The sequence below is a fragment of the Lysinibacillus sp. 38-6 genome, assembly GCF_046245175.1.
In the GTDB taxonomy this organism is placed as follows: Bacteria; Bacillota; Bacilli; order Bacillales_A; family Planococcaceae; genus Lysinibacillus.
Window position 1 is genome coordinate 1,158,322 of the sequence record NZ_CP176417.1, and the last position, 21,842, is coordinate 1,180,163.

21 protein-coding genes and 1 other annotated feature are annotated in these 21,842 nt (G+C 37.9%); of the genes, 10 read left to right on the forward strand and 11 right to left on the reverse strand.

The features are described from left to right. Window positions 1-38: 38 nt before the first annotated feature. Window positions 39-851, reverse strand: a complete 813-nt coding sequence (locus ACKVEV_RS05985) for a hypothetical protein (protein ID WP_409370512.1) — start codon at window positions 849-851, stop codon at window positions 39-41. A gap of 233 nt (window positions 852-1,084) precedes the next feature. On the opposite strand from ACKVEV_RS05985, the gene ACKVEV_RS05990 reads away from it, so the two are divergent. Beyond that, window positions 1,085-2,248 carry an aminotransferase class I/II-fold pyridoxal phosphate-dependent enzyme gene (locus ACKVEV_RS05990; protein ID WP_409369495.1) on the forward strand — a complete coding sequence of 388 codons (1,164 nt, stop codon included), beginning with the start codon at window positions 1,085-1,087 and terminating at the stop codon, window positions 2,246-2,248. 106 nt (window positions 2,249-2,354) lie between these two features. Here ACKVEV_RS05990 and ACKVEV_RS05995 read toward each other — a convergent pair whose 3' ends face one another. Together ACKVEV_RS05995 and ACKVEV_RS06000 are read right to left on the reverse strand one after the other, a co-directional pair. Next, on the reverse strand, window positions 2,355-3,551 hold the full coding sequence (locus ACKVEV_RS05995) for an AI-2E family transporter (protein WP_409369496.1): 1,197 nt from the start codon (window positions 3,549-3,551) through the stop codon (window positions 2,355-2,357). Between the two features lie 63 nt (window positions 3,552-3,614). Beyond that, window positions 3,615-4,565 (reverse strand): LCP family protein, encoded by a 951-nt coding sequence (locus ACKVEV_RS06000; protein ID WP_409369497.1) that lies wholly within the window; start codon window positions 4,563-4,565, stop codon window positions 3,615-3,617. A 175-nt stretch (window positions 4,566-4,740) separates the two neighbouring features. On the opposite strand from ACKVEV_RS06000, the gene msrA reads away from it, so the two are divergent. Further along, window positions 4,741-5,262, forward strand: a complete 522-nt coding sequence (gene msrA, locus ACKVEV_RS06005; RefSeq protein ID WP_409369498.1) for a peptide-methionine (S)-S-oxide reductase MsrA — start codon at window positions 4,741-4,743, stop codon at window positions 5,260-5,262. A gap of 58 nt (window positions 5,263-5,320) precedes the next feature. Here msrA and recQ read toward each other — a convergent pair whose 3' ends face one another. The 4 genes from recQ to argS form a co-directional block, all read right to left on the reverse strand. Then, window positions 5,321-7,099, reverse strand: a complete 1,779-nt coding sequence (recQ, locus tag ACKVEV_RS06010; RefSeq protein WP_409369499.1) for a DNA helicase RecQ — start codon at window positions 7,097-7,099, stop codon at window positions 5,321-5,323. 8 nt (window positions 7,100-7,107) lie between these two features. Then, entirely contained in the window at window positions 7,108-8,211 is a 1,104-nt protein-coding gene (locus ACKVEV_RS06015; protein ID WP_409369500.1) for a hypothetical protein, read from the reverse strand. A gap of 157 nt (window positions 8,212-8,368) precedes the next feature. Then, complete coding sequence (locus tag ACKVEV_RS06020; protein WP_409369501.1) at window positions 8,369-9,556, reverse strand: CynX/NimT family MFS transporter; 1,188 nt, start codon at window positions 9,554-9,556, stop codon at window positions 8,369-8,371. 167 nt (window positions 9,557-9,723) lie between these two features. After that, window positions 9,724-11,394 carry an arginine--tRNA ligase gene (gene argS / locus ACKVEV_RS06025; protein ID WP_409369502.1) on the reverse strand — a complete coding sequence of 557 codons (1,671 nt, stop codon included), beginning with the start codon at window positions 11,392-11,394 and terminating at the stop codon, window positions 9,724-9,726. A 43-nt stretch (window positions 11,395-11,437) separates the two neighbouring features. Continuing rightward, window positions 11,438-11,654 (reverse strand) — a binding site (T-box leader). A 227-nt stretch (window positions 11,655-11,881) separates the two neighbouring features. Between argS and ACKVEV_RS06030 the strand changes: the two genes are divergently transcribed. Further along, window positions 11,882-13,486: an ABC-F family ATP-binding cassette domain-containing protein gene (locus tag ACKVEV_RS06030; RefSeq protein ID WP_402922412.1), complete on the forward strand. Its 1,605-nt coding sequence runs from the start codon at window positions 11,882-11,884 to the stop codon at window positions 13,484-13,486. A gap of 237 nt (window positions 13,487-13,723) precedes the next feature. Here ACKVEV_RS06030 and ACKVEV_RS06035 read toward each other — a convergent pair whose 3' ends face one another. Then, a complete protein-coding gene (locus ACKVEV_RS06035; RefSeq protein ID WP_409369503.1) occupies window positions 13,724-14,194 on the reverse strand; it encodes a DinB family protein in 471 nt (156 codons plus the stop codon). A gap of 226 nt (window positions 14,195-14,420) precedes the next feature. Between ACKVEV_RS06035 and ACKVEV_RS06040 the strand changes: the two genes are divergently transcribed. The 6 genes from ACKVEV_RS06040 (at window position 14,421) to ACKVEV_RS06065 (ending at window position 18,307) form a co-directional block, all read left to right on the forward strand. Then, complete coding sequence (locus tag ACKVEV_RS06040) at window positions 14,421-15,416, forward strand: S66 peptidase family protein (RefSeq protein ID WP_409369504.1); 996 nt, start codon at window positions 14,421-14,423, stop codon at window positions 15,414-15,416. Between the two features lie 59 nt (window positions 15,417-15,475). Beyond that, window positions 15,476-16,096: a hypothetical protein gene (locus ACKVEV_RS06045; RefSeq protein ID WP_409369505.1), complete on the forward strand. Its 621-nt coding sequence runs from the start codon at window positions 15,476-15,478 to the stop codon at window positions 16,094-16,096. Between the two features lie 58 nt (window positions 16,097-16,154). Further along, complete coding sequence (locus ACKVEV_RS06050) at window positions 16,155-16,976, forward strand: S1C family serine protease (RefSeq protein WP_409369506.1); 822 nt, start codon at window positions 16,155-16,157, stop codon at window positions 16,974-16,976. A gap of 270 nt (window positions 16,977-17,246) precedes the next feature. Further along, window positions 17,247-17,612 carry a DUF2089 domain-containing protein gene (locus ACKVEV_RS06055; RefSeq protein WP_409369507.1) on the forward strand — a complete coding sequence of 122 codons (366 nt, stop codon included), beginning with the start codon at window positions 17,247-17,249 and terminating at the stop codon, window positions 17,610-17,612. A gap of 13 nt (window positions 17,613-17,625) precedes the next feature. After that, window positions 17,626-18,015 carry an SHOCT-like domain-containing protein gene (locus ACKVEV_RS06060; RefSeq protein ID WP_409369508.1) on the forward strand — a complete coding sequence of 130 codons (390 nt, stop codon included), beginning with the start codon at window positions 17,626-17,628 and terminating at the stop codon, window positions 18,013-18,015. 10 nt (window positions 18,016-18,025) lie between these two features. Beyond that, window positions 18,026-18,307 (forward strand): hypothetical protein, encoded by a 282-nt coding sequence (locus ACKVEV_RS06065; protein WP_409369509.1) that lies wholly within the window; start codon window positions 18,026-18,028, stop codon window positions 18,305-18,307. A 297-nt stretch (window positions 18,308-18,604) separates the two neighbouring features. On the opposite strand, the gene ACKVEV_RS06070 is transcribed toward ACKVEV_RS06065, so the two are convergent. The 3 genes from ACKVEV_RS06070 to ACKVEV_RS06080 all read right to left on the reverse strand — a co-directional run bounded on the left by ACKVEV_RS06070 (window position 18,605) and on the right by ACKVEV_RS06080 (window position 19,972). Continuing rightward, window positions 18,605-19,084 carry a YkvA family protein gene (locus tag ACKVEV_RS06070; protein ID WP_409369510.1) on the reverse strand — a complete coding sequence of 160 codons (480 nt, stop codon included), beginning with the start codon at window positions 19,082-19,084 and terminating at the stop codon, window positions 18,605-18,607. Window positions 19,085-19,267: 183 nt separating this feature from the next. After that, window positions 19,268-19,468: a cold-shock protein gene (locus tag ACKVEV_RS06075; RefSeq protein WP_004230088.1), complete on the reverse strand. Its 201-nt coding sequence runs from the start codon at window positions 19,466-19,468 to the stop codon at window positions 19,268-19,270. Window positions 19,469-19,690: 222 nt separating this feature from the next. Continuing rightward, window positions 19,691-19,972: a DUF1033 family protein gene (locus ACKVEV_RS06080; RefSeq protein ID WP_409369511.1), complete on the reverse strand. Its 282-nt coding sequence runs from the start codon at window positions 19,970-19,972 to the stop codon at window positions 19,691-19,693. 127 nt (window positions 19,973-20,099) lie between these two features. On the opposite strand from ACKVEV_RS06080, the gene ACKVEV_RS06085 reads away from it, so the two are divergent. After that, window positions 20,100-21,827 carry a globin-coupled sensor protein gene (locus tag ACKVEV_RS06085; RefSeq protein WP_409369512.1) on the forward strand — a complete coding sequence of 576 codons (1,728 nt, stop codon included), beginning with the start codon at window positions 20,100-20,102 and terminating at the stop codon, window positions 21,825-21,827. Window positions 21,828-21,842 lie beyond the last annotated feature (15 nt).

The window sequence follows — 21,842 nt, forward strand, 5'->3', positions numbered from 1 at the left end:
TACTCTTGACGTTTGTTTGCGCAAGTAGTACCTGTTTTTTATTTCTTTTTTGGCAAAGCACAATGGACAAAAAGGTTAATAGCATCGAGTTCATAGCCGAAATGTTGAAAAAATGACTGTTGCACCGCTTCTTGCAGCTGATGTAAACGACGTGGCAATACATAATCGATTGGCATTTTTAATTGCAAAGAAATGGTCGCCTTTGCTTGTTCGCCAAGTGTAAACTGTATGTGCTCTACCTTTTGCACAATATCTTGTTGATTGCAGCAAAAAGATAGTAATTGCACGTATACTTGCTTTTCAATTTCAATATATTCTTGTTGGAAATCCGGACGAACTATGGTTGTTTCACCTATTTTTTCACGCTTTGGGGTAAAAATGTCCTTGCCTTTTTGCACAAGACGTTTAAAGAAATTTTGCTCGACTTGACGATACGGTATTGGCATCACATGCTTACCTTGCGTTTGACGAATAAATCGCGCTTTTTGAATTTCTTTTTGTGTGCGAATATCCTCGACATAATAAAATGTTGCAATTGGCCCTAGCTCTAAACGTTGAGCAATATTTTTCGTCATTTTATCGGACGTGCCGATGAGTAAAATCGATTGGACATTATTTGTAGTGAGCGCTTTCATCACTTCCTCACGATGCGCCTCCTCCGTAAAAATTGCACGACGTACAGCCGTAATTGTATTTTTCTCAAATTTGGCAGATACACCCGCAACTTTCATGCCATTGACGATTAATAAACCATCATCAATAATGGCCTCAACCCCTATTTTATGTGCAAAGACAAGTGCACTCGTACTTTTCCCTGTTCCACTCGGCCCACTTAAAGAAAATACCTTCATCACCACAACACCTTCCTCGCTTTATAATAGCAGAAAAACGGCTCTTTGTTGCGCTGATGTGAGCAAGCCACCATTTTCTATCATATAAGCTTAAATATTTCTGCTAGCCTATGCAAGCATCTTCTTCATTACAAGAATATATTCTTTTTTCAGAATAACTTTCCCTTTCTGTGCTTTAGTATGATAAAATGTGAACTACTATTCTGTTATACAACTATAAGGAGTGTACTCGTTTGAAAATCGTACCATCTAAAAAAATGTCTTTATTTACACCAGCAATTTTCGGAGATTTGAAGAACTTTGCTAAACAACAACAAGAAAAAGGAATGTCTTTAATCGACTTGAGCTTAGGTAGTCCTGACCTACCTCCGCATGCAAAAATTCGCGAGCATTTATCGTATCGAGCGGGCTTAGCAGAATCATATGGCTATACGTTAACAGGCACACAACGTTTTTACGATGCAGTAAGCCGTTACTATAAACGCCGTAGTCAAGTGGATTTAGATCCTGCCAGTGAAATTATTCAAACGATTGGTTCACAAGAAGGTTTAGTCCATCTGCCTATCGCATTTTGTGATCCGGGTGACATCGTTCTATCAACAAATCCAGCTTACGTCGCTTACGATGCAGGCATTCATCTAGCTGGTGCAACACCTTACTACATGCCACAAACAGCAGAGAACAATTATTTACCTGATTTAGACGCAGTACCGGAAGAGATTGCCCAAAAAGCGAAACTGCTTATTTTAAATCTCCCAGGGAATCCTGTACCTGCAATGCCTTCACTTGCTTATTTTGAAAAAGTCGTGGCTTTTGCTAAAAAATATAATGTTATTGTTCTTCACGATGCCGCTTACTCCGAGTTTTATTTTACTGGGGATGCTCCGATTAGCTTTTTAGCTACACCAGGCGCAAAAGAAGTTGGCATGGAAATTAACTCTCTTTCAAAAAGCTTTAGCTTAGCTGGAACACGCATTGCCTATATTGCGGGTAATGCCGAAATGATTGCCGTTTTAAAGCAACTGAAATCGAATTTAGACTTCGGTATTTTTGAACCAATTCAAGATGCTGCAGTCGTAGCATTAGATAATGCCGAAGAAATTACTGAAAACTTGCGTGCAACATTCTCCGAGCGTCATCAAACGCTGATGAACGGATTACGCGCACTCGGTTGGGATGCAGCCCCTTCTGATGGCGGTATGTTTGTGTGGGCAAAATATCCATACGATATAGACTGCACCGATTTAGCATTTAAGCTGATTGAGCAAATTGGTGTTGTTACCGTACCAGGAACAGTATTTGGCACAGCAGGACAAGGCTATTTGCGACTAGCACTTGTGCAGCCAAAAGAGCTACTGCAAGAAGCCGTAGATCGTCTGAAAAACGTCTCTATTTAACGAATAAAAGCATGTGAGAGGAAAAAATCCTTCTCACATGCTTTTATTTTACCTCTAAGTGCATACATGAAAAACAGCTACCGCCTAGCGCAGTAGCTGTTTATACTTAGACATCATATTTTTGTATTTCTTCATCCTCATAACGATTGTATCGTCTCTTAAATAACTTAAACAAATGTGTCACTAACACTTTAAAAATTGCATAGCCTGGTATCCCTAAAATAACGCCTGGTACACCAAATAGTGAACCTGCAGTTAATAATACGAAAATAATGGATACCGGATGGATGCTTAATGATTTCCCCATAATTTGTGGAGAAATAAACTTGCCTTCAATCAACTGTACGACTGTCCAAACGATCGCTAGTTTTACAAGCATAAATGGCGAAGTTACAAGCGCAATAATCGCTGCTGGCGTAATCGCGATGACCGGCCCTAAATATGGGACGACACTTGTAATCATCGCTAAGAAGCCGAGTAGCAATGCATATTTCATGCCGATGATTAGGAAGCCAATCGTCACCATGGCCCCGATACACATGGAAACTAAAATTTGCCCTTGAATATAAGAGCTAATTTGTTTGTCCATATCGTGTAAGACGTCGTGTAAACCCGTACGCATGCGCGGTGGGCAAATTTTCATAACGAATTTCGGCAGTTTTTCGCCATCTTTTAGTAAATAAAATAAAATAAACGGCACGGTCACGAGCGATAAAATAATGCCCGTTAAGGTAGATACAAATCCTGTTATACCAGTCGCAACACCTTGTGCTAAGTTTGCGGCTGTATCTTTCACAGTTTCAACAATATCCGTTGTAAAATTCGTAACGACTTTTTCATAGTTTTCAATATTGGCTAAATACTCATTAATACGAGAGTTATTCAAGTATTCCACTATTTTTTCTGTTAGTGCCATAAAATAGACAGGAAATTCTTGTGCTAAATTCGTAAATTGATCACGTAAAAAAGGATAGACTAGCACGACAAGTAACGTAATAACGCCAATCACACCGATATATAAAATTAAGATGCCCCATGCTCTTGGAATACGCCACTTTTCCAGTATGCCTAATAATGGGCGTAATAAATAATAACCTATTACGGCAAGCACCCCTGGTAAAATAACAACTTCAAATAATACTTGTAGCGGGGTAAATATGAAGGAAACTTTTCCAAACATGAAAATCACACATGCAAGTAATAATAAAATAAGCAATGTAAATAATAAATTTTTACCACCTAAAAAGCGGATAAACTTCGTTGAAAAAAAGTTTGAATGCTCCCTTGGTCTTTGTTCTCTCATATTGACACCCCAATCCAAATGCTCACCTTTATTTTACAGGATATTGTTGGCTTTTGCGAAACATCACTCTAAGGAAATACCTAAAAACTCACTTAAAAACGCTTTATTTTTTTGTTCATCAATGACAATGGCAGACCCAGCGTGGCTAAAGTTTTGGAACTCATAGCTGCCCTCAATCGGTACTGTCGCTTTTTCTATGGATACTTTCCCTTTTGATACCATTTTCAAAACTTGCTTTATTTCACCTGCAGATGAATAGTCCGTCGTAATATAGCCTTGTGCTGCACCAATGAATTTTGGTAAGTTCAATACATTTTGAGGTGCTAATAGTTCATTTTTTAATGCTTCTATTACTTTTTGCTGACGAGCTACACGACCAAAGTCGCCTTCTGCATCATGACGGAAGCGCGCATAGCCAAGCAATTCTTTACCATTTAATTGATGTGTGCCTTTTGTAAGGGTCACACCAATTTTTTCAGACATATCCTTTTCAACATCTATTTCCACACCATTTGGCGCTAAAATATCAACGAGTGATTCAAAATTTTTAAAATCTACGAGTGCATAGTGATGAATCGGTAAGCCGAACATATTACTTAATGTATCTTTTAACAGCTGAACCCCACCTAAATAGTAGGCAGTATTGAGCTTGTAGGATTGATAGCCAGGGATGTCCGCATATATATCTCGCATAAATGACACGAGCTTGACATCATTCGTTTTCTTATTCCAAGATAATACCATCATTGTATCTGTGCGTGATTTTTCTTCTCCACGTGTATCAATTCCTAATAATAAATAATTTTCAATATCGTCCTTTACTTGGTCACCAGTAAAATCTTCTTGTGCTACCTTCGTGTCAGTTGCTAATTGCAAACCACTGCGATATTGCATCACGCTATAGCCGGCAATGACAATGACACAGAGTAATAAGAACGTAAATAATGCTCTCCCTTTACGCAATCGACGCTTTTTAGGCCGTTGCGAGCGTCTCGTATACTCTTGCTCTTCCATAACATATTACTCCTCTATTTTTTTATAGTTAATGTAACGATTGCTAGTAAGGAAAGTTTCATTTTTTGCACTTGCTATCCTTATCAACAGTTCTCTATTCGTTATTTTACACCCTATTTGCCAGTTATGAGCAAAAAAATGCTATAATATTTTCACAAAAGAAAGGATGATGAACATGATTGAAAAAGCAACGTTTGCTGGTGGCTGTTTTTGGTGTATGGTGAAGCCATTTGTAGAATGGGACGGTATACATAAGGTCACATCAGGCTATATGGGTGGCCATTTAGAAAATCCAACATATGAAGATGTTAAAAAAGGCGACTCTGGCCATTTGGAAGTAGTAGAAATTGAATTTGACCCTTCGATATTTAGCTACGAGCAATTACTCGATATTTATTGGATGCAAATTGATCCGACAGATGCCTATGGGCAGTTTCACGACAGAGGTGAATCCTATGCAACCGCCATTTTTACATATTCGGAAGAACAAAAAAGAATTGCGGAGGCATCAAAAGAAAAACTTGCGAACAGTGGACGCTTCGATAAACCTATTGTAACCATTATTCGTGATGCTCAACACTTTTATCCAGCAGAAGATTACCATCAAGATTATTATAAAAAAGAAGCAGATCATTACGAGCAAGATCGTGCTGTTTCTGGCCGCGATGAATTTATTTCAAAACATTGGGAGAAATAAGGCTACTTAACAATAAAAAGAATCCATTTGTGTTTGTACACAATGGATTCTTTTTACATTACTCATTGATGTTTGACGCTAAGTTAAATGACTGCATGGCCTCGAAGAAACGTTTGCCATATTTCTCAAATTTCACTTCACCGATACCACTTATTTTTCTTAACCCCTCTAGCTCAAGCGGTTTTTTATCACATAGTTCACGCAATGTTTTATCCGAAAATACAACAAATGGCGGAACTTTTTCTTCATCAGCAATCTCTTTACGTAATAATCGTAAATGTTCAAACAATGGATCATTATTTGCCAGGACTCGAACAGTAACCGCTTCTTTTCGGCTCACGGTTCTGCTGCCTAACAACACAGATTTCCCTTCCTCCGATACATAAATCGTAGGAAATGTGCCGTGCTTAACAGCTAGTAACCCTTCAGCAATTAAAAACTCAATAAAATTTGACACATCCTTTGCAGACTGCCCTTTTAAAATGCCATAAGTGGATAGTCTAGCAAAGCCAAATTCAAGCACTTTTTGATTTTTAGAGCCAATCAATACTTGCGCCACCATTGTTTTACCGAATTTTTGGCCCATGCGTACGACACAAGCTAATACTTTCTGTGCATCTTCTGTGACATCTTTGACTTCTCTATTATCTTGACAATTACTGCAGCGGTGACAAGGTTCGCCTGCTTCTTCACCAAAATAGGTTAAAATCGCATTTTGCAGGCAGCCCTCTGTATGGCAATAATCGACCATCGTTTGTAATTTTTCTAATTCTTGTGCAATACGCGCTTCATCACGCGTTTGTTCAATTAAAAAACGCTGTGTTTGGACATCCCCTGAAGCATAAAGCAATATGCAGGCACTAGGTAAGCCATCGCGCCCTGCACGCCCAGCTTCTTGATAGTAGCTCTCCATATTACGCGGCATTTGATAATGTATAACAAAACGGACATTACTTTTATCGATTCCCATGCCGAACGCATTCGTGGCTATCATAATACGCGCTTCATCCTTTAAAAATCGCTCTTGCTCGGACACACGCAAATCTTCTGGTAACCCCGCATGGTATTTGGCAACGGATACGCCCGCTCGTGCAAGGATGTCATACAATCCATCAACCGATTTACGTGTCGCCGCATAAATAATACCGACTTCTGTTTTATTTTTTTCAATATAATTTTTAATATAGCGTTCTTTATTTTCACCGATTAACACAGTGAAGGCTAAGTTTTCACGTTCAAAGCCAGTAATCAGTGTTGCATTTTCATCAATGGTCAATAACTGACGAATATCTTCGCAAACAGCTGGTGTTGCCGTAGCCGTTAGTGCAAGCACCGTTGGCTTTTGAGACCATAGCGTAAACAGCTTTTGAATCGCACGATAGCTTGGGCGAAAATCGTGACCCCACTGTGAAATACAGTGTGCCTCATCAACTGCTAGTAATGGCACATATAGCTGTGATAACGCCTGTAAAAACGCTGCACTTTCTAATCGTTCTGGAGCAATATATAAAAGCTTTAAATAACCTGCACTTGCAAGTTGCATTGTTTCATCTACTTCTTGTGTCGATAACGTACTATTAATATAAGCAGCTGGTATATTCGCTGCTCGCAACGACTCTACCTGATCTTGCATAAGTGAAATTAACGGTGAGATGACAATCGTTATACCATCCAGCATCAATGCCGGAATTTGATAGCAAATCGATTTACCGCCACCGGTTGGCATGACACAAAGACTCGATTGTCCACTTAACGTTTGCTCAATAATTTGGGCTTGTCCGTTACGAAACGAATCATACCCAAAGTGGTGCTGTAGCATTTGTCTTGCTTGCTCCATAGTGTATCTCACTCCTCTGCTATAAGACGAATAAGCTTGTACTCGCCTTGTTCATTTTTAAAAATTTCATAAGTCATCATGGAATTGGCTAGCGCCTCTTGCCCCGCTGAATTGGTTAGTACATATTCCGTTTTTGCATGTACGACAATATTTTGTCCAACTTTCTCAATACGTTTAATCGTCGTATTGGAAAAATGAATTTTCGCATGTTTAGATGCATAATAGGCTACCATTTCTTCTAACGTGTGCTGTAAATCCTCCGCACCAGTGACCACCTTCATGACACTTGCATCATTAATCGCAACAGCTGCTTTTAAATGCTCATGGAATGTGTCAATAAATAGTTTCACCTCATCTGCATTATAAGCAAAAACATCCTTACCATATTTCTCAATTGCCTGTTGCACAGCTTCTTTGTCACCATCTTCACTGTAGGCATAGAGATTTTTTGATTGGGATAAACGGTCTTTTACTTTCATGCCGTCTGTTATCCATTCATCTAGTAACGTGTCAATATCTTGCAACGGCAATATGTATGGTTGTGCAACACCTTGTTGTTGACGATTAAAATATATGCCGACGATTTGACCATTCTCCGCTTCCATTACGGGGCTACCCGGTGGTAATGGCTGTTTTACATCAATATAATAAGCTGCTATCTTGTCATTATATTTTTTGATGGTCTGTGGTAAGCCATCTACATAAACAGCTAAGTCATCTAATGATCCATTATAAACGGTCGGAACATTGACTGCAGCTTTATACTTCACTTGTAGCACAGCAATATTATAGGCTGTCGACATATAGCGTACTTCTGCTTCTACCAGCTTGTCATTACTAAATTGTACAAGTGCTGTTGGCTTTGATGCAACGAGTGCTCCATTCGTAACAATATAAAGCATCGATGGCTCTTTTTTCACAATAATGCCTGCACCAATTGCGTCTTCCCCCACAACCTTCACTTCTGGCACAAGCTTTTCTTCCTGCTTGACCACCGGCTGTTCCGATTGGACGTCAGCCTTGTCCTCGTTAAACATATCTGCCACAGTTGGATCACTACAACCTGTTAATAAGAAGGTAGCCACTCCAACGATTAGCATCTTATTTCGCATACATTCACCAATACTTTCTATCTCAACTTCTTTCCTATTCTATCATAAACAAGGATGGCATTCGATTCAAGTTTACATAATATTATTATCGATAAAACATATTGCATACAAAAAAGACATGCTTATTCAAACAAGCATGCCTATTGTCCTGTCCATATCATGTTCTTTTCTTTAATATAAGTGTCGTACAAAGAATGCCGAGCATTAAGGCCAAAAAAATTGCATAAGTGTAGGCATGATTGCCAGTTACATCATAACAATAACCGATGAACGTTGGAATCACAGCGCTCATCATAAAACCACCAGATAGAACCATCGATGACCAGCTATTGGCTTCTGTCTGATTGCGTGCTTCATCCAATGGTAATAATAATCCAATCGGAAACAAGCCACTCAGTACAACCCCAATAATCAATACCGCCATCCACAAGACGAATCCTGTTCCGACCGATAAAAGCGCAAAACCAATCACGCCCATAATTCCTAAAGACAGTAGCCAATGAATACGACTAGACCATTTTTCCATTAACAACGGCACGACAATATTGCCTATCATTTGCACGATCGATAAAAAAGTGAGCATTGTACTTGCTGCAACTAGCGACATACCTTTATCTTGTAGCATAGGTGTAAGCCACGACATAAGTGAGAAAAACAAAGATGTTTGTAAGCCAAAATAAAGTAAAATCGTCCATGCACGCGCGTTTTTCCACGGATTACGTGCCGCTTCCTTCGATTGTTCGTTCTCGTGCTCACGAGGGCGTACTTGCTTGTTTTCAATGACCAGTAACCAAATCATTAGAGCTACAACTGCAAGCACAGCCCAGCTACCAAGCGCAATTGTCCAGTTTTGCTGAAATCCATTATAAAAAGATACGGTTAATGCCGCACTTAATGTGGCGCCTGTTCCAATGCCAAACGAGTAAACCCCGACAACTGTCGTAAAACGATTAGGAAATTTTTCTTTAATAAATGCATTTAACATCGGACCGATAATTGCGATGGCAAAGCCTACTGCAAAACTTGTTCCAACTAATAATACATAACTTTCTTTCAACAATCGTAGTCCATTTGCGAGAGCAATAAGCGTTAACAACAAAGCAATAGCAAACTTCGTACCAAGCCGTTTTTGCAATGGAACAGCCACTGGTGCAAAGAGCCCCATACAAAACACAGGAATAGATGTTAATAAACTCATTTGCGTATTGGATACATGCAGCGAATCCATTAACACATTAAACAGTGGCCCAATGGCTGTTACTGCTGGTCGCATATTGAGCGCAACGAAAAAAATACTGACAACAACGAATACTATCGATGTCGTCCATTGTTTATTATTCATCATGTTACGTACCTTTCTTCCTGGTCATTCACGCTTTGTCTTTCTCAACTTCATGGACAAAGCATGTTGTCAGACATCTGATTTCTTATATACTTTTTACCATTTTTTCTGTTTAACGTCAATATTATCGGCATATAATCATCATCTTGCTACATGCAACGCGGCCCTTCTTACATATTTGCAGGTGCGCTCATACCTAATAATGCTAACGATTCTTTTAAAACAATGGCCACACAATGACATAATGTTATGCGACTATTTTGCATAGCATCATTTACTAAAATTTTATTGTTTGCATAATATTTGTTAAAGTTGCGTGCTAATTGTAAAGCAAATTTAGCAACTAATGATGGGTCAGCTTGTTCATAGGCACTTGAAACTACACGCGGGAATTGTTCCAGCAATATAATAACTTGCCATGCTTGATCGCCTAATGGGAGAAGTGTTTCATCAACTTGCACATTCACTTTTGCTAAAATAGACTGAGTGCGAGCAAACGTATATTGAATATAAGGCCCTGTTTCTCCTTCAAATTGCAGCATTTGCTCAATTGAAAAGTCAATATTATGTAAGCGATCATTTTTTAAATCATTGAAAATAACCGCCCCAACCCCGACCTGTTTTGCCACTTCCTCTTTATTTTGTAAATGTGGATTTTTACTTTCAATATTTTGTTTGGCCGTTTCGATTGCTTCTGTCAAGACATCGTCGAGTAACACAATTTTCCCCTTACGTGTTGACATCTTCTTCCCATCTTTTAGCATCATCCCAAAAGCAACATGACGTAAGTTTTGTGCCCAGTCATAGCCCATTTTCTCCACTACATGAAACAATTGTTGGAAATGGAGCGATTGTTCATGTCCTACAACATAGAATATTTTTTCAGGTTGATAGTGCTTTATACGATAAAAGGCTGCTGCTAAATCACGCGTAGCATATAATGTTGCCCCGTCAGTTTTCTTTATAATACAAGGTGGCATATTTTCTAATTCTACGACATACGCACCGTCAGAAAGTGTCAGCAAACCTTTATCTTGTAATTCATCTACAACCGTCTGCATTTTATCATTATAGAAAGCTTCTCCGTCGTATGTATCAAAATGAATGCCTAGCAGCTGATACAACGCTTTAAATTCTGTTAATGATACTTCTCTAAACCATTGCCAAAGCGCAAGTGCCTCTTCGTCTTTGTCCTCTAACGCTTTAAATGCAGCACGCGCTTCCTCAATTAATGTAGCGTCTTGCTCAGCTTCTTCATGGAACTTCACGTAGATTTTCAATAGTTCCTCAATCGGTGCAGCTGCAATGGTTTGCTGTTGTCCCCATCGTTTATAGGCAACAATTAATTTTCCAAACTGCGTTCCCCAATCGCCTAAATGATTAATACGAATGGCGTGATAGCCATTTTTCTCCGCAAGATTAGCGAGCGCATTGCCGATGACTGTTGAGCGTAAATGCCCCATGGAAAAGGGCTTGGCAATATTCGGAGAAGAAAAATCGAACACTACATTGCCTTTATTGGCTACATGTGTGCCATATAATTGTTGTTCCTGCACAATCTTCGTTAATACTTGTTGGGTAATAATGGCTTGATTGAAAAATAAATTCACATACCCTCCTACGATGTCAACGGACTGTATCATGTCACACTGCAAATTCTTTTTAATGTCAGCTGCTATCGTTTGAGGTGATTTCCCGAGCTTTTTCGCTAATTGAAAACATGGTAGTGCTACATCACCTACAGCTACATGTTTCGGTTTTTCTAGTAATAATTCAATTTCTGTTCCTGTTAATTGATGATTTAACGCCATAGCTAAGCTTGTTGCAATTTGTTCATTCATCTCGATTTCCCCCTTAATTAAAATAAAAAAAGCCCCCGTCTCCTTAAGAGACGAGAGCATAGATTCCCGTGGTACCACTCTAGTTGCCATTCATATGACCACTTTCAATTGTTAACGAGGTGACGCCCCGATATTCTCTACTTACAGTTCGAGAAATTTCTCCAAAGTGCGTTTCATTCAAACGTTCTGCATTAGGCTCACACCGTCCCTAACTCGCTTTGCAGCACAAAATGAATTACTGTCTTTTTCATAGAATGTAACATTTTCAATTTTGCAATATCTTACATGATTCCATCTTCAAAGTCAACTATACCTAGATTTTTAGGCTTTCAGTCTGATATAACGATGAAAAACAATAACGAGTTCCATTGATTTTCTATATAAAAGGCGAACTATGAACTCCGAAACGTTGATGTCATAATGTTTATAGACTATGGAACATATTTCATGATATACTAGAGCCATTGTGAAAAAAGGAGGAACTTGCATGATTCAAGTAAGTAATGTAGGTCTTCGCTATGGCGATCGTAAACTATTTGAAGACGTAAATATAAAATTCACACCAGGGAATTGCTACGGTTTAATCGGAGCAAACGGTGCAGGAAAATCAACATTCCTAAAAATTCTTTCTGGTGAAATTGAAGCACAAGAAGGAAATGTATCAATGGGTAAGGACGAACGTTTATCTGTCCTTAAACAAAACCACTTTGAATACGACGAGCATACAGTGCTTGATACCGTTATTATGGGTAACAAACGCCTATATGACGTAAAAAATGAAAAAGATGCAATTTATGCAAAAGAAGATTTCTCTGATGAAGATGGCATGCGTGCTGCTGAATTAGAAGGTGAATTTGCAGAGCTAAACGGTTGGGAAGCTGAATCTGAAGCAGCAACATTATTAAACGGTTTAGGCATCTCAGATGACCTTCACTATATGTTAATGGGTGACCTTGAAGGTTCTGACAAAGTCAAAGTATTATTAGCACAAGCTTTATTCGGTCAACCAGATGTTCTATTACTGGATGAGCCTACCAACCACCTTGACTTAAAAGCAATTCAATGGTTAGAAGAATTCCTAATTAACTTTGAAAATACAGTTATCGTTGTATCCCATGACCGTCACTTCTTAAACAAAGTATGTACGCATATTGCGGATCTTGATTTCTCTAAAATCCAATTATATGTTGGTAACTACGATTTCTGGTATGAATCTTCTCAATTAGCGCAAAAAATGGCGCAAGACCAAAATTCGAAAAAAGAAGAAAAAATTAAAGAATTACAAGCGTTTATTGCTCGTTTCTCTGCCAATGCGTCAAAGTCAAAACAAGCAACATCACGTAAAAAAATGTTGGATAAAATTGAGCTTGATGATATTAAACCATCTAGCCGTAAATATCCATTTATCAACTTCCAAATCGGCCGTGAAATCGGTAATGATGTCTTAACAGTGGATGGTTTGACAGCGAGTCAAGATGGTCAAACGTTATTTAAAGATATTCGCTTCTCAATGAATAAAGACGATAAAATCGTATTACTTGGTAGCCCTATGGCAAAAACAGCACTTCTTGATATCCTAATGGAAGAAAAAGAAGCAGATGCTGGTACATTTAAATGGGGTGTGACAACATCTCAAAGCTACTTCGAAAACGATCATGATAAATACTTCGAAGGCTCAGAAAAATCATTAGTAGAATGGCTTCGTCAATACTCACCTGATGACGAAACAGAAAGCTTCCTACGTGGATTCTTAGGTCGTATGCTATTCTCTGGTGAAGAAGTGAAAAAATCCCCTTCTGTCTTATCAGGGGGAGAAAAAGTGCGTTGTATGTTGTCAAAAATGATGTTAGCAACAGCCAATGTGATTTTACTTGATGAACCAACGAACCACCTTGACCTTGAGTCAATTCAAGCGCTAAATGAAGGTTTAATCCGCTTCAAAGGTGCGATGATTTTCACATCTCATGACCACCAGTTCATCCAAACGATTGCTAACCGTGTCATTGAAATCCGTGAAGATGGTTCAATTTTAGACAAACAATTAACTTACGATGAGTTTTTAGAATGGAAAGATAGCCAAGGCTTAAAATAATCCATCGTTATACAACGCAAGATTTCGCTCCCCCACTCGCTTGGGGGAGTTTTTTGATGTTGTTTTCAGTTCCATTTGTAAAGTAATTAATGATGAAAAATAACACATTAATAGATAGTGCTAGCTGAGAGCGATTTTACGCGATATATAACTAGAGGATTTTGTAAAAAAGGAAATATATAAGTCATGTTCATATAAAAAACGACAAATACTTCGCGTATTTGCCGTCTGTTTCGATTATTGCATTTCTTTTGTCGGACCTAAGACGCCTGGTACAGGTAAGCCTGCTTGGCGTAATAATACGGTCATTTGACCACGATGATGTGTTTGATGATCAATTAGCGCACGTAATAAAGCGCCTCGCGTAATTGGTCCATTAAAACCTTTCACTTCCTCCAGTAAGTCTTCGTTCGAAAACTTCGCTGCTTCCTCTTTAATACTGTTCGCTGTTTTTTCATAAGTTGCTACAATTTCAGCAGCACTTGCTGGAACAGGGTCTTCTTGACGAATCATCGGCACCTTTAAGCCTGCTAAATAACTAAAATAACCGGCTGCACCTACTAAATGCCAGCCTAACCAGCCTAGGGAATTGTGACCTTCTACAATGCTTTGACTTAATGTTTCGTCGGTCATTGCTTTCAGTACTTGAACAGTTCCATTCGCTGCATTTGTCCACTCATTTAAAAAATCATCTACTTGTCGATACATAGCATCGTCCCCCCAATTTTTAATTCTTCATTATCATAGTCAATTCCACTCTGTATCGCAAGTTTCCAGTATTGATTTACATAATAATATTATTGAAATTTCTATTTCTATGAAAGGACTTTATTTTTGTTATTTTTAACAGCTCTTTCATTAAGTTCATGAGTTTAACCATATTTTTCGCAAGTCATGTATAATGGGCTACAATATTAATAGAAAGAGGTATTGTATGTTTTCCCCATTAGAAAAAGGCGATACAATTGGTATTTACTCGCCTTCAAAACCAGCTTCCGTTATTGCACGCGCCCGTTATGAACGTGGCAAAGCACGATTACAAGCACTTGGCTTAACAATTAAAGAAGGTTCACTCACTGGTAAAAATGATACGTATCGTTCTGGTACGCCGAAAGAGCGCGCCCAAGAGCTCAATGAGTTACTGCGAGACCCGACTGTTAAAATGATTTTACCAACAATGGGTGGCACGAATGCAAACAGTATGTTGCCTTATATCGATTATGGCGCGATTCAACAATCTCCTAAAATGATCGTTGGCTTATCAGATGTCACCGCTATTTTACTGGCCATTTACGCAAAAACCGGTATTCCAGTATTTTATGGGCCTTCTGTTGCGTCAACTTTTGGTGAATTTCCGCCATTCGTTCAATACACAGAACAATATTTCAAAGATATGTTTATGCAATCCGTAACACTTCCCTTTGCTATGCCACTCCCCCCTATTTGGACGGACGATCGGCTTAATTGGCTTGAAAAGACAGCACAAAAAACACAACATGACAATGCTTGGATAACCGTTCAACCAGGAAGTGCAGAAGGGCGTTTAATCGGTGGGAATATCAATACGATGTATGGCTTTATCGGAACACCCTACTTCCCCCAAATAAAGGAAGGCGATATTTTACTGTTAGAAGATACTTCTAAATCAATTGCTGTAGTAGAAAAAAACTTCGCCATGCTGAAACTACATGGCTTCTTCGACAAAGCCGCTGCCATCATTTTAGGCAAACATGAGCAATACGATGATGAAGGAACTGGACGAAAACCTTATGACGTGCTTGTTGAACAGCTCGATGGTTTAGCTATACCAATCTTGGCCGAAGTGGATTGTTGCCATACGCATCCATTGCATGCAATGCCCCTTGGCTTACGGGTCAAAGTAGATGCAACGAAAAAGCATATTTCATTTTTAGAAAACTGGTTCGCTTAATATTCGTAACTAATCTTCCATTCACGTATACTAAAAGAAAAATGCTAAAGGAGTTTGCTATGAAACGAATTACATTCGTATTTTTTCTAGCATTCATACTTGTTGGCTGTAAAACGCAGCAACATGAAGAACAACAGCTTCGTCACTCGACTAGCAATAGTCCAGACCAACATGATCTTGCGGTTTATTTTCCAGCGGATGGCTCCACTGCTTATTATCAAGGTGAAGGAAATGAATTTGCTAGTTACACACTTCAAACAAAATACATTGATGCATCGTCTATTGCACAAATAGAAAACAATGGTGGTGTCACCTTATTAAAAGTCTATCGCATGACGGATTTTGCGATAGAACTCGTCTATATGGAAGCAGTGGATGAAATCCCTACTCTCGCGTCAGCACAAGAAATAGCCACGCTGCCCGTGATTGAAATCATTTTACAACAGCCGTTGGAAGTTGGGCGTCGTTTTAATGGCTGGGACATCGTTTCGACAACAGCTTCTATGACAACGGAATATAGTACGTTCCACGATGTCATCGAGCTTCGAAAAAAAACAGACAACTTAACGACATCTAAATATTTCGCCAAAGGTGTAGGACTTGTCCAAACGAAAGACGAAATGCTCACAACGAATGGTGAATCAGTTATTATTTCATCAACGCTTCAAAAAATCGAATAAATTGTTTATATAGGCGTCTCGCTTGGCGCCTTTTTTCTTAAGGAAGGAGGTAGCTGTGATGAGCGATATACATAAGCAAACGACCGAAGACTTAACAGAAGAAGAATTCATTGAACTCGTTCTTGCTGAACAACAAAAAGCGCTAGCTGAGGAACGAGAACGACGTCTTAATGGTCAAAAGCCGAAAAAACAAAAACCCCTCTTAAAATGGATGATGTGGTGTATGGCGTTCGTACTATTTTTTAATACGTTTGCCCTTATTTTTCAAATATACTCCATTCCCGCTCTCGAATTTATTAAAGTGTCGAGTCGATTATCTGCCCAAGAAGATATTCAAGCCTATAAAAAAGCCATTGTTGAAATATCAACTGGGACTAGTAAAGGGACTGGCTTCGTTATTTCACCAGATGGTCTCATAGTAACCAACGCGCATGTTGTGGAAAACGCACTTTCCTTGTCAGTCGTTTTCCCTGAAGAAGGGCTTATGGAGGCTCAATTACTTGAAAGCTTTCCTGAAGTCGATTTAGCACTTTTACAAGTTACGGGTAGTCATCTTCCCTCGCTAACTCTTGCTACGAATCCTACTTATCAAGAAGGTGATACTCTATATTTCATCGGGAATCCGCTAGCCTTTACAGGTATTGCAAATGAAGGGACGTTGCTGAAAGAAACGCAACTTGCTAGTTGGCAAGAGCCTGTCATGATGATGCAAGCCCCTGTCTATAAAGGGAATAGTGGCAGCCCAGTCCTCAATAGCGATGGAGAAGTCATCGGCATTATTTTCGCCACAATGAAAAAGGACCCTTATGGACGAGTAGGTTTGTTTATACCGGTAGATGTCTTACGAAAAAACATGCAGCAAACAATCGATTTCCCCTAAATCTTTTGCCATTAAAAATTAGACAAGCCTTCCACTATTTTCGCACGATAGTGGTTGGGCTTGCTTTCGTTTAGCTAATAACGACTTTTGCAAGGTACAAACAGAGCAGCAACCCGAAAATCCCCAATTTACACTCCTTACGCTAATATTAAAATCATTAATTCTAAAATTAACATTTTTAAAACTAAAATTAAATAAATTAATTTTTATTGTTTATTTTATTAATTTTATATTGTATAATCGATTTAAATAAAAGAAAGGAACTTCATTATGGCTTATAAAGTAATTACGAATTGTCCTGTCTGTAGTAAAACATTAAAAATTACAAAGCTGCATTGCACGCATTGTCATACGACAATTGAAAATGAATTTGAATTATCAAAAATAGCATCATTATCAAAGGACCAGCTACATTTTGTGGAAGTATTTTTAACGTGTAGAGGGAATATTAAAGAAGTTGAAAAAGAACTTGGTATTTCCTATCCAACAGTGCGAGGCAAGTTAACAGAAATTATTTCTGCTCTCGGATATGTACAAAAGAAGAAAAATGATGTCGATGAGAAAAAGATAGTTACGATGTTAGAAAACGGCGAAATTACGCCTGAAGAAGCCATTAAGCTTTTAAAAGATGAATAAGGAGGAACTAAAAATGAAAGATGAAATTTCAAGAGTGTTAACGATGATTCAAGAAGGTAAAATTGATGCAGATAAAGGATCTGAATTAATTCAAGCATTGAAAGATAAAGAAGAAACGACAAATACCCTTTTAGAAAAACCAACAAAGTATTTAGATAAAACATTAAAAATACGCGTAGTATCAGCTGAAAATGATAATGTCACAGTGAATTTGCCAATAAAACTTGTAAAAGTCGTGTTAATGGCTGGGCATAGTATCGCAGCAAGCATACCCCAATCAGAAAAGTATGTGAAAGATATAGATATCAACCTTATTATTGAAGCAATCGAAAATGAACTAGATGGCCAAATTGTTGATATTAAATCTGCGAACGGTGATACCGTTTCAGTTATTATCGAATAGTGATTTGCCTATGATGCAAGTAAAAGTGAAAACAAAAGGCATGTATTTTACAATACCAGTGCCATATGTATTTATAAATATAGCTATTTCTATTTTATGTTCAAAGCTTGTTCAGCAAATGGCCAACAAATGGACAAAAGAACACTTTGAAAGAAAAAAAATAGACTTTACAATCCCACTTATAGAAAAAGCAACACTTAAACCTATCCTGCATGAACTAAAAACAAATAAGGGAATCGTCCTTGTAGATGTAAAAGCACAGGACGGAACCGAAGTTAAAGTTAAACTTTAATAATATACAGGCCAATGTTTATTTAACATAATCGATTTACATGGTAATGAATACAATATTGAAGTTAAGAGCGAAAAAGTGCTAGTTTGCATACAGTCAAACTAACACTTTTTCGCTATGTCAACGAACACAATTAGTCGCAACACATACTACAGTGCTGATTGCCAAGTTAAACACAGTACGGTTCTCTCTAGCTTGCCGCCCTTCGCTGCTCCCTACACTACCTTCTAAAATCATTCATTCTCCTTCTTTCTTAGCAGCAATTTACGAACCTGTTTTCAAGTTTACATAATAAAATTATTTTGTTTTACGTTTAACATATTTTGTGAAAATTGATTTCACAGGGATGTTTTGCACTAACTGATTACTCGTCTCGGTAATATTTTGTAAAAGCTCGAGTAATTTCTTGTCCCCTGTCCAATGTTTCTCAATAACCGGAGCCCCCCATTTATTAATCATTAAATTAAGCACAAACGTGGCTAACATTAGATCATCGAGAAAGCCCCCAAAGCCAAATATCCCTTCAGGTAAAAAATCCATCGGAAAAATAAAATAGGCTATTGTAGCACCTATTAAAGATTTACTTTTCGAATCGATAGCAGGATCTGCTACGATTTTAATTAACAAATGAAATATATCGGGCACAAACAATAGATAGTCAGCATATTTATGTGTTTTTCCAGATTTTGAGGCAAGAAATTGCACTAATTTATGGCGTAATTTTTGATAAAAGTCTTTCTGCTCTTGCTCATCTAATAGGTGTTGATCATTCTGCATTGGTCTTCCTCCTTCGCTCTCTATACCTATTACCCAAAAAGCGATAAAATAATCCGACTGCACTAAAGAAGTTATTGCAACGTTGCTCGTATAATAGTAATACTAGCTCAAAAGGATACAAAAAAAGCACCCTACGGAAATAGGGTGCTTTTTTTTAACGAAAGTAATTTTAATTACTGAGAATTAAAGTTTAGTTACGTTAGCAGCTTGTGGTCCGCGGTTGCCATCTACAACTTCGAATTCCACTTTTTGACCTTCGTCAAGTGTTTTGAAACCTTCGCCTTGGATAGCTGAGAAGTGTACGAATACGTCGTTTTCACCTTCAACTTCGATGAATCCAAAACCTTTTTCTGAGTTAAACCATTTTACTGTACCTTGTTTCATGTAAAAAAACCTCCAAAAAAATAAAAGTGAACAATATGTAATTTCTTCAACGTATTAAAAAAATTCACATATTACAAAGAGTACCGAACTAACGCGATCACTTTTTGTAATATGTGAATCCTTGTTACCGGTGAAGCAATTAAATTGTTAAGTTAAGTATACCACCATTCATAATTTTGTCAAATAAAGAAAATTGTTTTTTTAATTAATTTGAAAATTGATTTAACAATGTCCTTCCAGTGCTATTATGCCATGATATACTTGTGCATCATCATCACAAGCCTCACAATAAAAGCTTTCATCTTCTGACCAAAAAGCCCAATAGCCCCCTTCTTTACTCGCTTCATGTTCATATGCTAATCGGAACTGTTTTAATTTCCGTTGTAATGCTTGTTCAAATTGTTCTTTTGTATCAAACGTTTCTTTCGTTTGAATAAAAGCTTCCCAGCCTTCAAATTTCCACCAAGGCTCATAATCAGCTTTCATGTAAAGTATTGTATACATATTTGCCACATTCCTTGCTGTAATAAGATATTCTAATTTTAGCAAACGCTCCGGAAATGTCTATTAAAAGACCCTGCTATATGCTATTATTACCTTAATATTCATTATTTTTTGGAGGTATTTTTTTATGTTTTCAAGTATTCGACCTAAGGCCGAGCTCGAAGAACTATTAAAGCGCGGTACTAATTTAAGTGCAACCGGTCGCTTTCATCAAACTTTGGCTTTTAATCATTTTCATTCTCAAGATGAAGAAAACTTAAAAGCCCTCTTTTACAAATTAAAAGATATTACACCTTCTATGAATGCTATTTTCAAACATTATTTAACTGAAATTTCACCTTCCTCTCAACAAACAATTAGTGAAGCAAATATTAATCAATATTTAACGCAATTTTTCTTAGCCACTCGTGATGATGCATATGTAGATGAAACCGTAAAATTTTTTAATTTGTTTCGAAAAAACCACTATGAACCAGGTAAACTAATCGTTGTGTTCAACCAATTTGCCTTTTATATTACGACCTATATATTACATAATTTTGGTTTAAAACCACATAAAGCTTTTGCGTATATGAAATCTTTCCAATCGGCTGTCAATGTAGACCAAGAATTACTTGTTGAAGTACTGACAGAGCGCATCATTGAAAACGTTGTATCGGAAATCTCTTCCCTAATGGATGTCAATGCAAAAATTATGTACATGAAAGATTTAGTATATAGTCTAGACAAACAAAATGAAGAAATCCAATCCTCAACAGCTGCTACTGAAGAAATTGCCGCTTCCATTAACGAAGTTGCGCGCATGTCTTCTCATATATCCGAGAAAACAACTGAATCTGTCGACCATGCCGTAAAAGGAAAAAATGCCATTGAACATGCATTATCGGAAATTTTCAAAACAGAGCAAACATTTACAACGATCGTTGACTCGTTTACGGAACTTCAAAAACGTGTAAATGATATTGAACACGTTGTCACATTGATTAACCAAATTGCCGATCAAACAAACTTACTAGCTTTGAATGCTTCAATTGAAGCCGCACGTGCTGGTGAACATGGTAAAGGCTTCGCTGTTGTCGCTCAAGAAGTGCGCAAGCTAGCGGAAGGAACAGTCTCTGCACTAGGTGAAGTGTCTACAAATGTTCATCATTTAAAAAGTTACTCCAATGATGTGTCGCACTCTATTGCAGAAACGACATCGATTATTCAAGAAGCCACTAATGAAGCAAAACAATCGTTACCACTGTTAAATGCCATTGTCACTGCCATTGAAGGCATTAATCTAGATGTGACAAATACTGCTGCTATTTCACAGGAACAAGCAGCGGCGATTGACGAAGTATCTGCTCGAATGATTGAAATATCTAGCCTGCAAGAAGATATTCGCGACTATAGTACGAATACATCTAGCGATATTCACTTATTAGGAAAAGAGATTAATCGTTTCCGTCAAGACATCATAGCGAATAATAACGTCCAGCTTTCTTCAATTGCCCTATTACAATTATCGAAAGCAGACCATATTTTATGGAAATGGCGTATTTATAATATGTTCCTTGGTTTAGAAGACGTCCAACCAAGCGACGTATCTTCCCATACGGAATGCCGATTAGGAAAATGGTATACAGCTTCCCGCACAGTGGAACGCTTTGGCCATTTACAAGATTATCGTGATTTAGACGACTATCACGTACGTGTACACAATTCAGCCAAGCTAGCTGCAGAAGCCTTTAAAGCTGGACATATTGACCAAGCAGACAACTATTTAAAAGAGGTAGATGAAGCTTCTGAACGTGTTCTATTTTATATTAACAATTTAATTACGTATTTAGAAAAAGAACGTGTGATGCAGTAAAGTAGAGGGACTACC

Coding starts and splice junctions, on each gene's coding strand:
- argS (WP_409369502.1), bottom strand. CDS start 11,394: ATGAATGAACAAATTGCAACAAGCTTAGCTATGGCGTTAAATCATCAA.
- ACKVEV_RS06075 (WP_004230088.1), bottom strand. CDS start 19,468: ATGAAACAAGGTACAGTAAAATGGTTTAACTCAGAAAAAGGTTTTGGA.
- ACKVEV_RS06040 (WP_409369504.1), top strand. CDS start 14,421: ATGTTTTCCCCATTAGAAAAAGGCGATACAATTGGTATTTACTCGCCT.
- ACKVEV_RS06035 (WP_409369503.1), bottom strand. CDS start 14,194: ATGTATCGACAAGTAGATGATTTTTTAAATGAGTGGACAAATGCAGCG.
- msrA (WP_409369498.1), top strand. CDS start 4,741: ATGATTGAAAAAGCAACGTTTGCTGGTGGCTGTTTTTGGTGTATGGTG.
- ACKVEV_RS05985 (WP_409370512.1), bottom strand. CDS start 851: ATGAAGGTATTTTCTTTAAGTGGGCCGAGTGGAACAGGGAAAAGTACG.
- ACKVEV_RS06030 (WP_402922412.1), top strand. CDS start 11,882: ATGATTCAAGTAAGTAATGTAGGTCTTCGCTATGGCGATCGTAAACTA.
- ACKVEV_RS06045 (WP_409369505.1), top strand. CDS start 15,476: ATGAAACGAATTACATTCGTATTTTTTCTAGCATTCATACTTGTTGGC.
- ACKVEV_RS06060 (WP_409369508.1), top strand. CDS start 17,626: ATGAAAGATGAAATTTCAAGAGTGTTAACGATGATTCAAGAAGGTAAA.
- ACKVEV_RS06085 (WP_409369512.1), top strand. CDS start 20,100: ATGTTTTCAAGTATTCGACCTAAGGCCGAGCTCGAAGAACTATTAAAG.
- ACKVEV_RS06055 (WP_409369507.1), top strand. CDS start 17,247: ATGGCTTATAAAGTAATTACGAATTGTCCTGTCTGTAGTAAAACATTA.
- ACKVEV_RS06080 (WP_409369511.1), bottom strand. CDS start 19,972: ATGTATACAATACTTTACATGAAAGCTGATTATGAGCCTTGGTGGAAA.
- ACKVEV_RS06065 (WP_409369509.1), top strand. CDS start 18,026: ATGATGCAAGTAAAAGTGAAAACAAAAGGCATGTATTTTACAATACCA.
- ACKVEV_RS05995 (WP_409369496.1), bottom strand. CDS start 3,551: ATGAGAGAACAAAGACCAAGGGAGCATTCAAACTTTTTTTCAACGAAG.
- recQ (WP_409369499.1), bottom strand. CDS start 7,099: ATGGAGCAAGCAAGACAAATGCTACAGCACCACTTTGGGTATGATTCG.
- ACKVEV_RS06015 (WP_409369500.1), bottom strand. CDS start 8,211: ATGCGAAATAAGATGCTAATCGTTGGAGTGGCTACCTTCTTATTAACA.
- ACKVEV_RS06050 (WP_409369506.1), top strand. CDS start 16,155: ATGAGCGATATACATAAGCAAACGACCGAAGACTTAACAGAAGAAGAA.
- ACKVEV_RS06070 (WP_409369510.1), bottom strand. CDS start 19,084: ATGCAGAATGATCAACACCTATTAGATGAGCAAGAGCAGAAAGACTTT.
- ACKVEV_RS06020 (WP_409369501.1), bottom strand. CDS start 9,556: ATGATGAATAATAAACAATGGACGACATCGATAGTATTCGTTGTTGTC.
- ACKVEV_RS06000 (WP_409369497.1), bottom strand. CDS start 4,565: ATGGAAGAGCAAGAGTATACGAGACGCTCGCAACGGCCTAAAAAGCGT.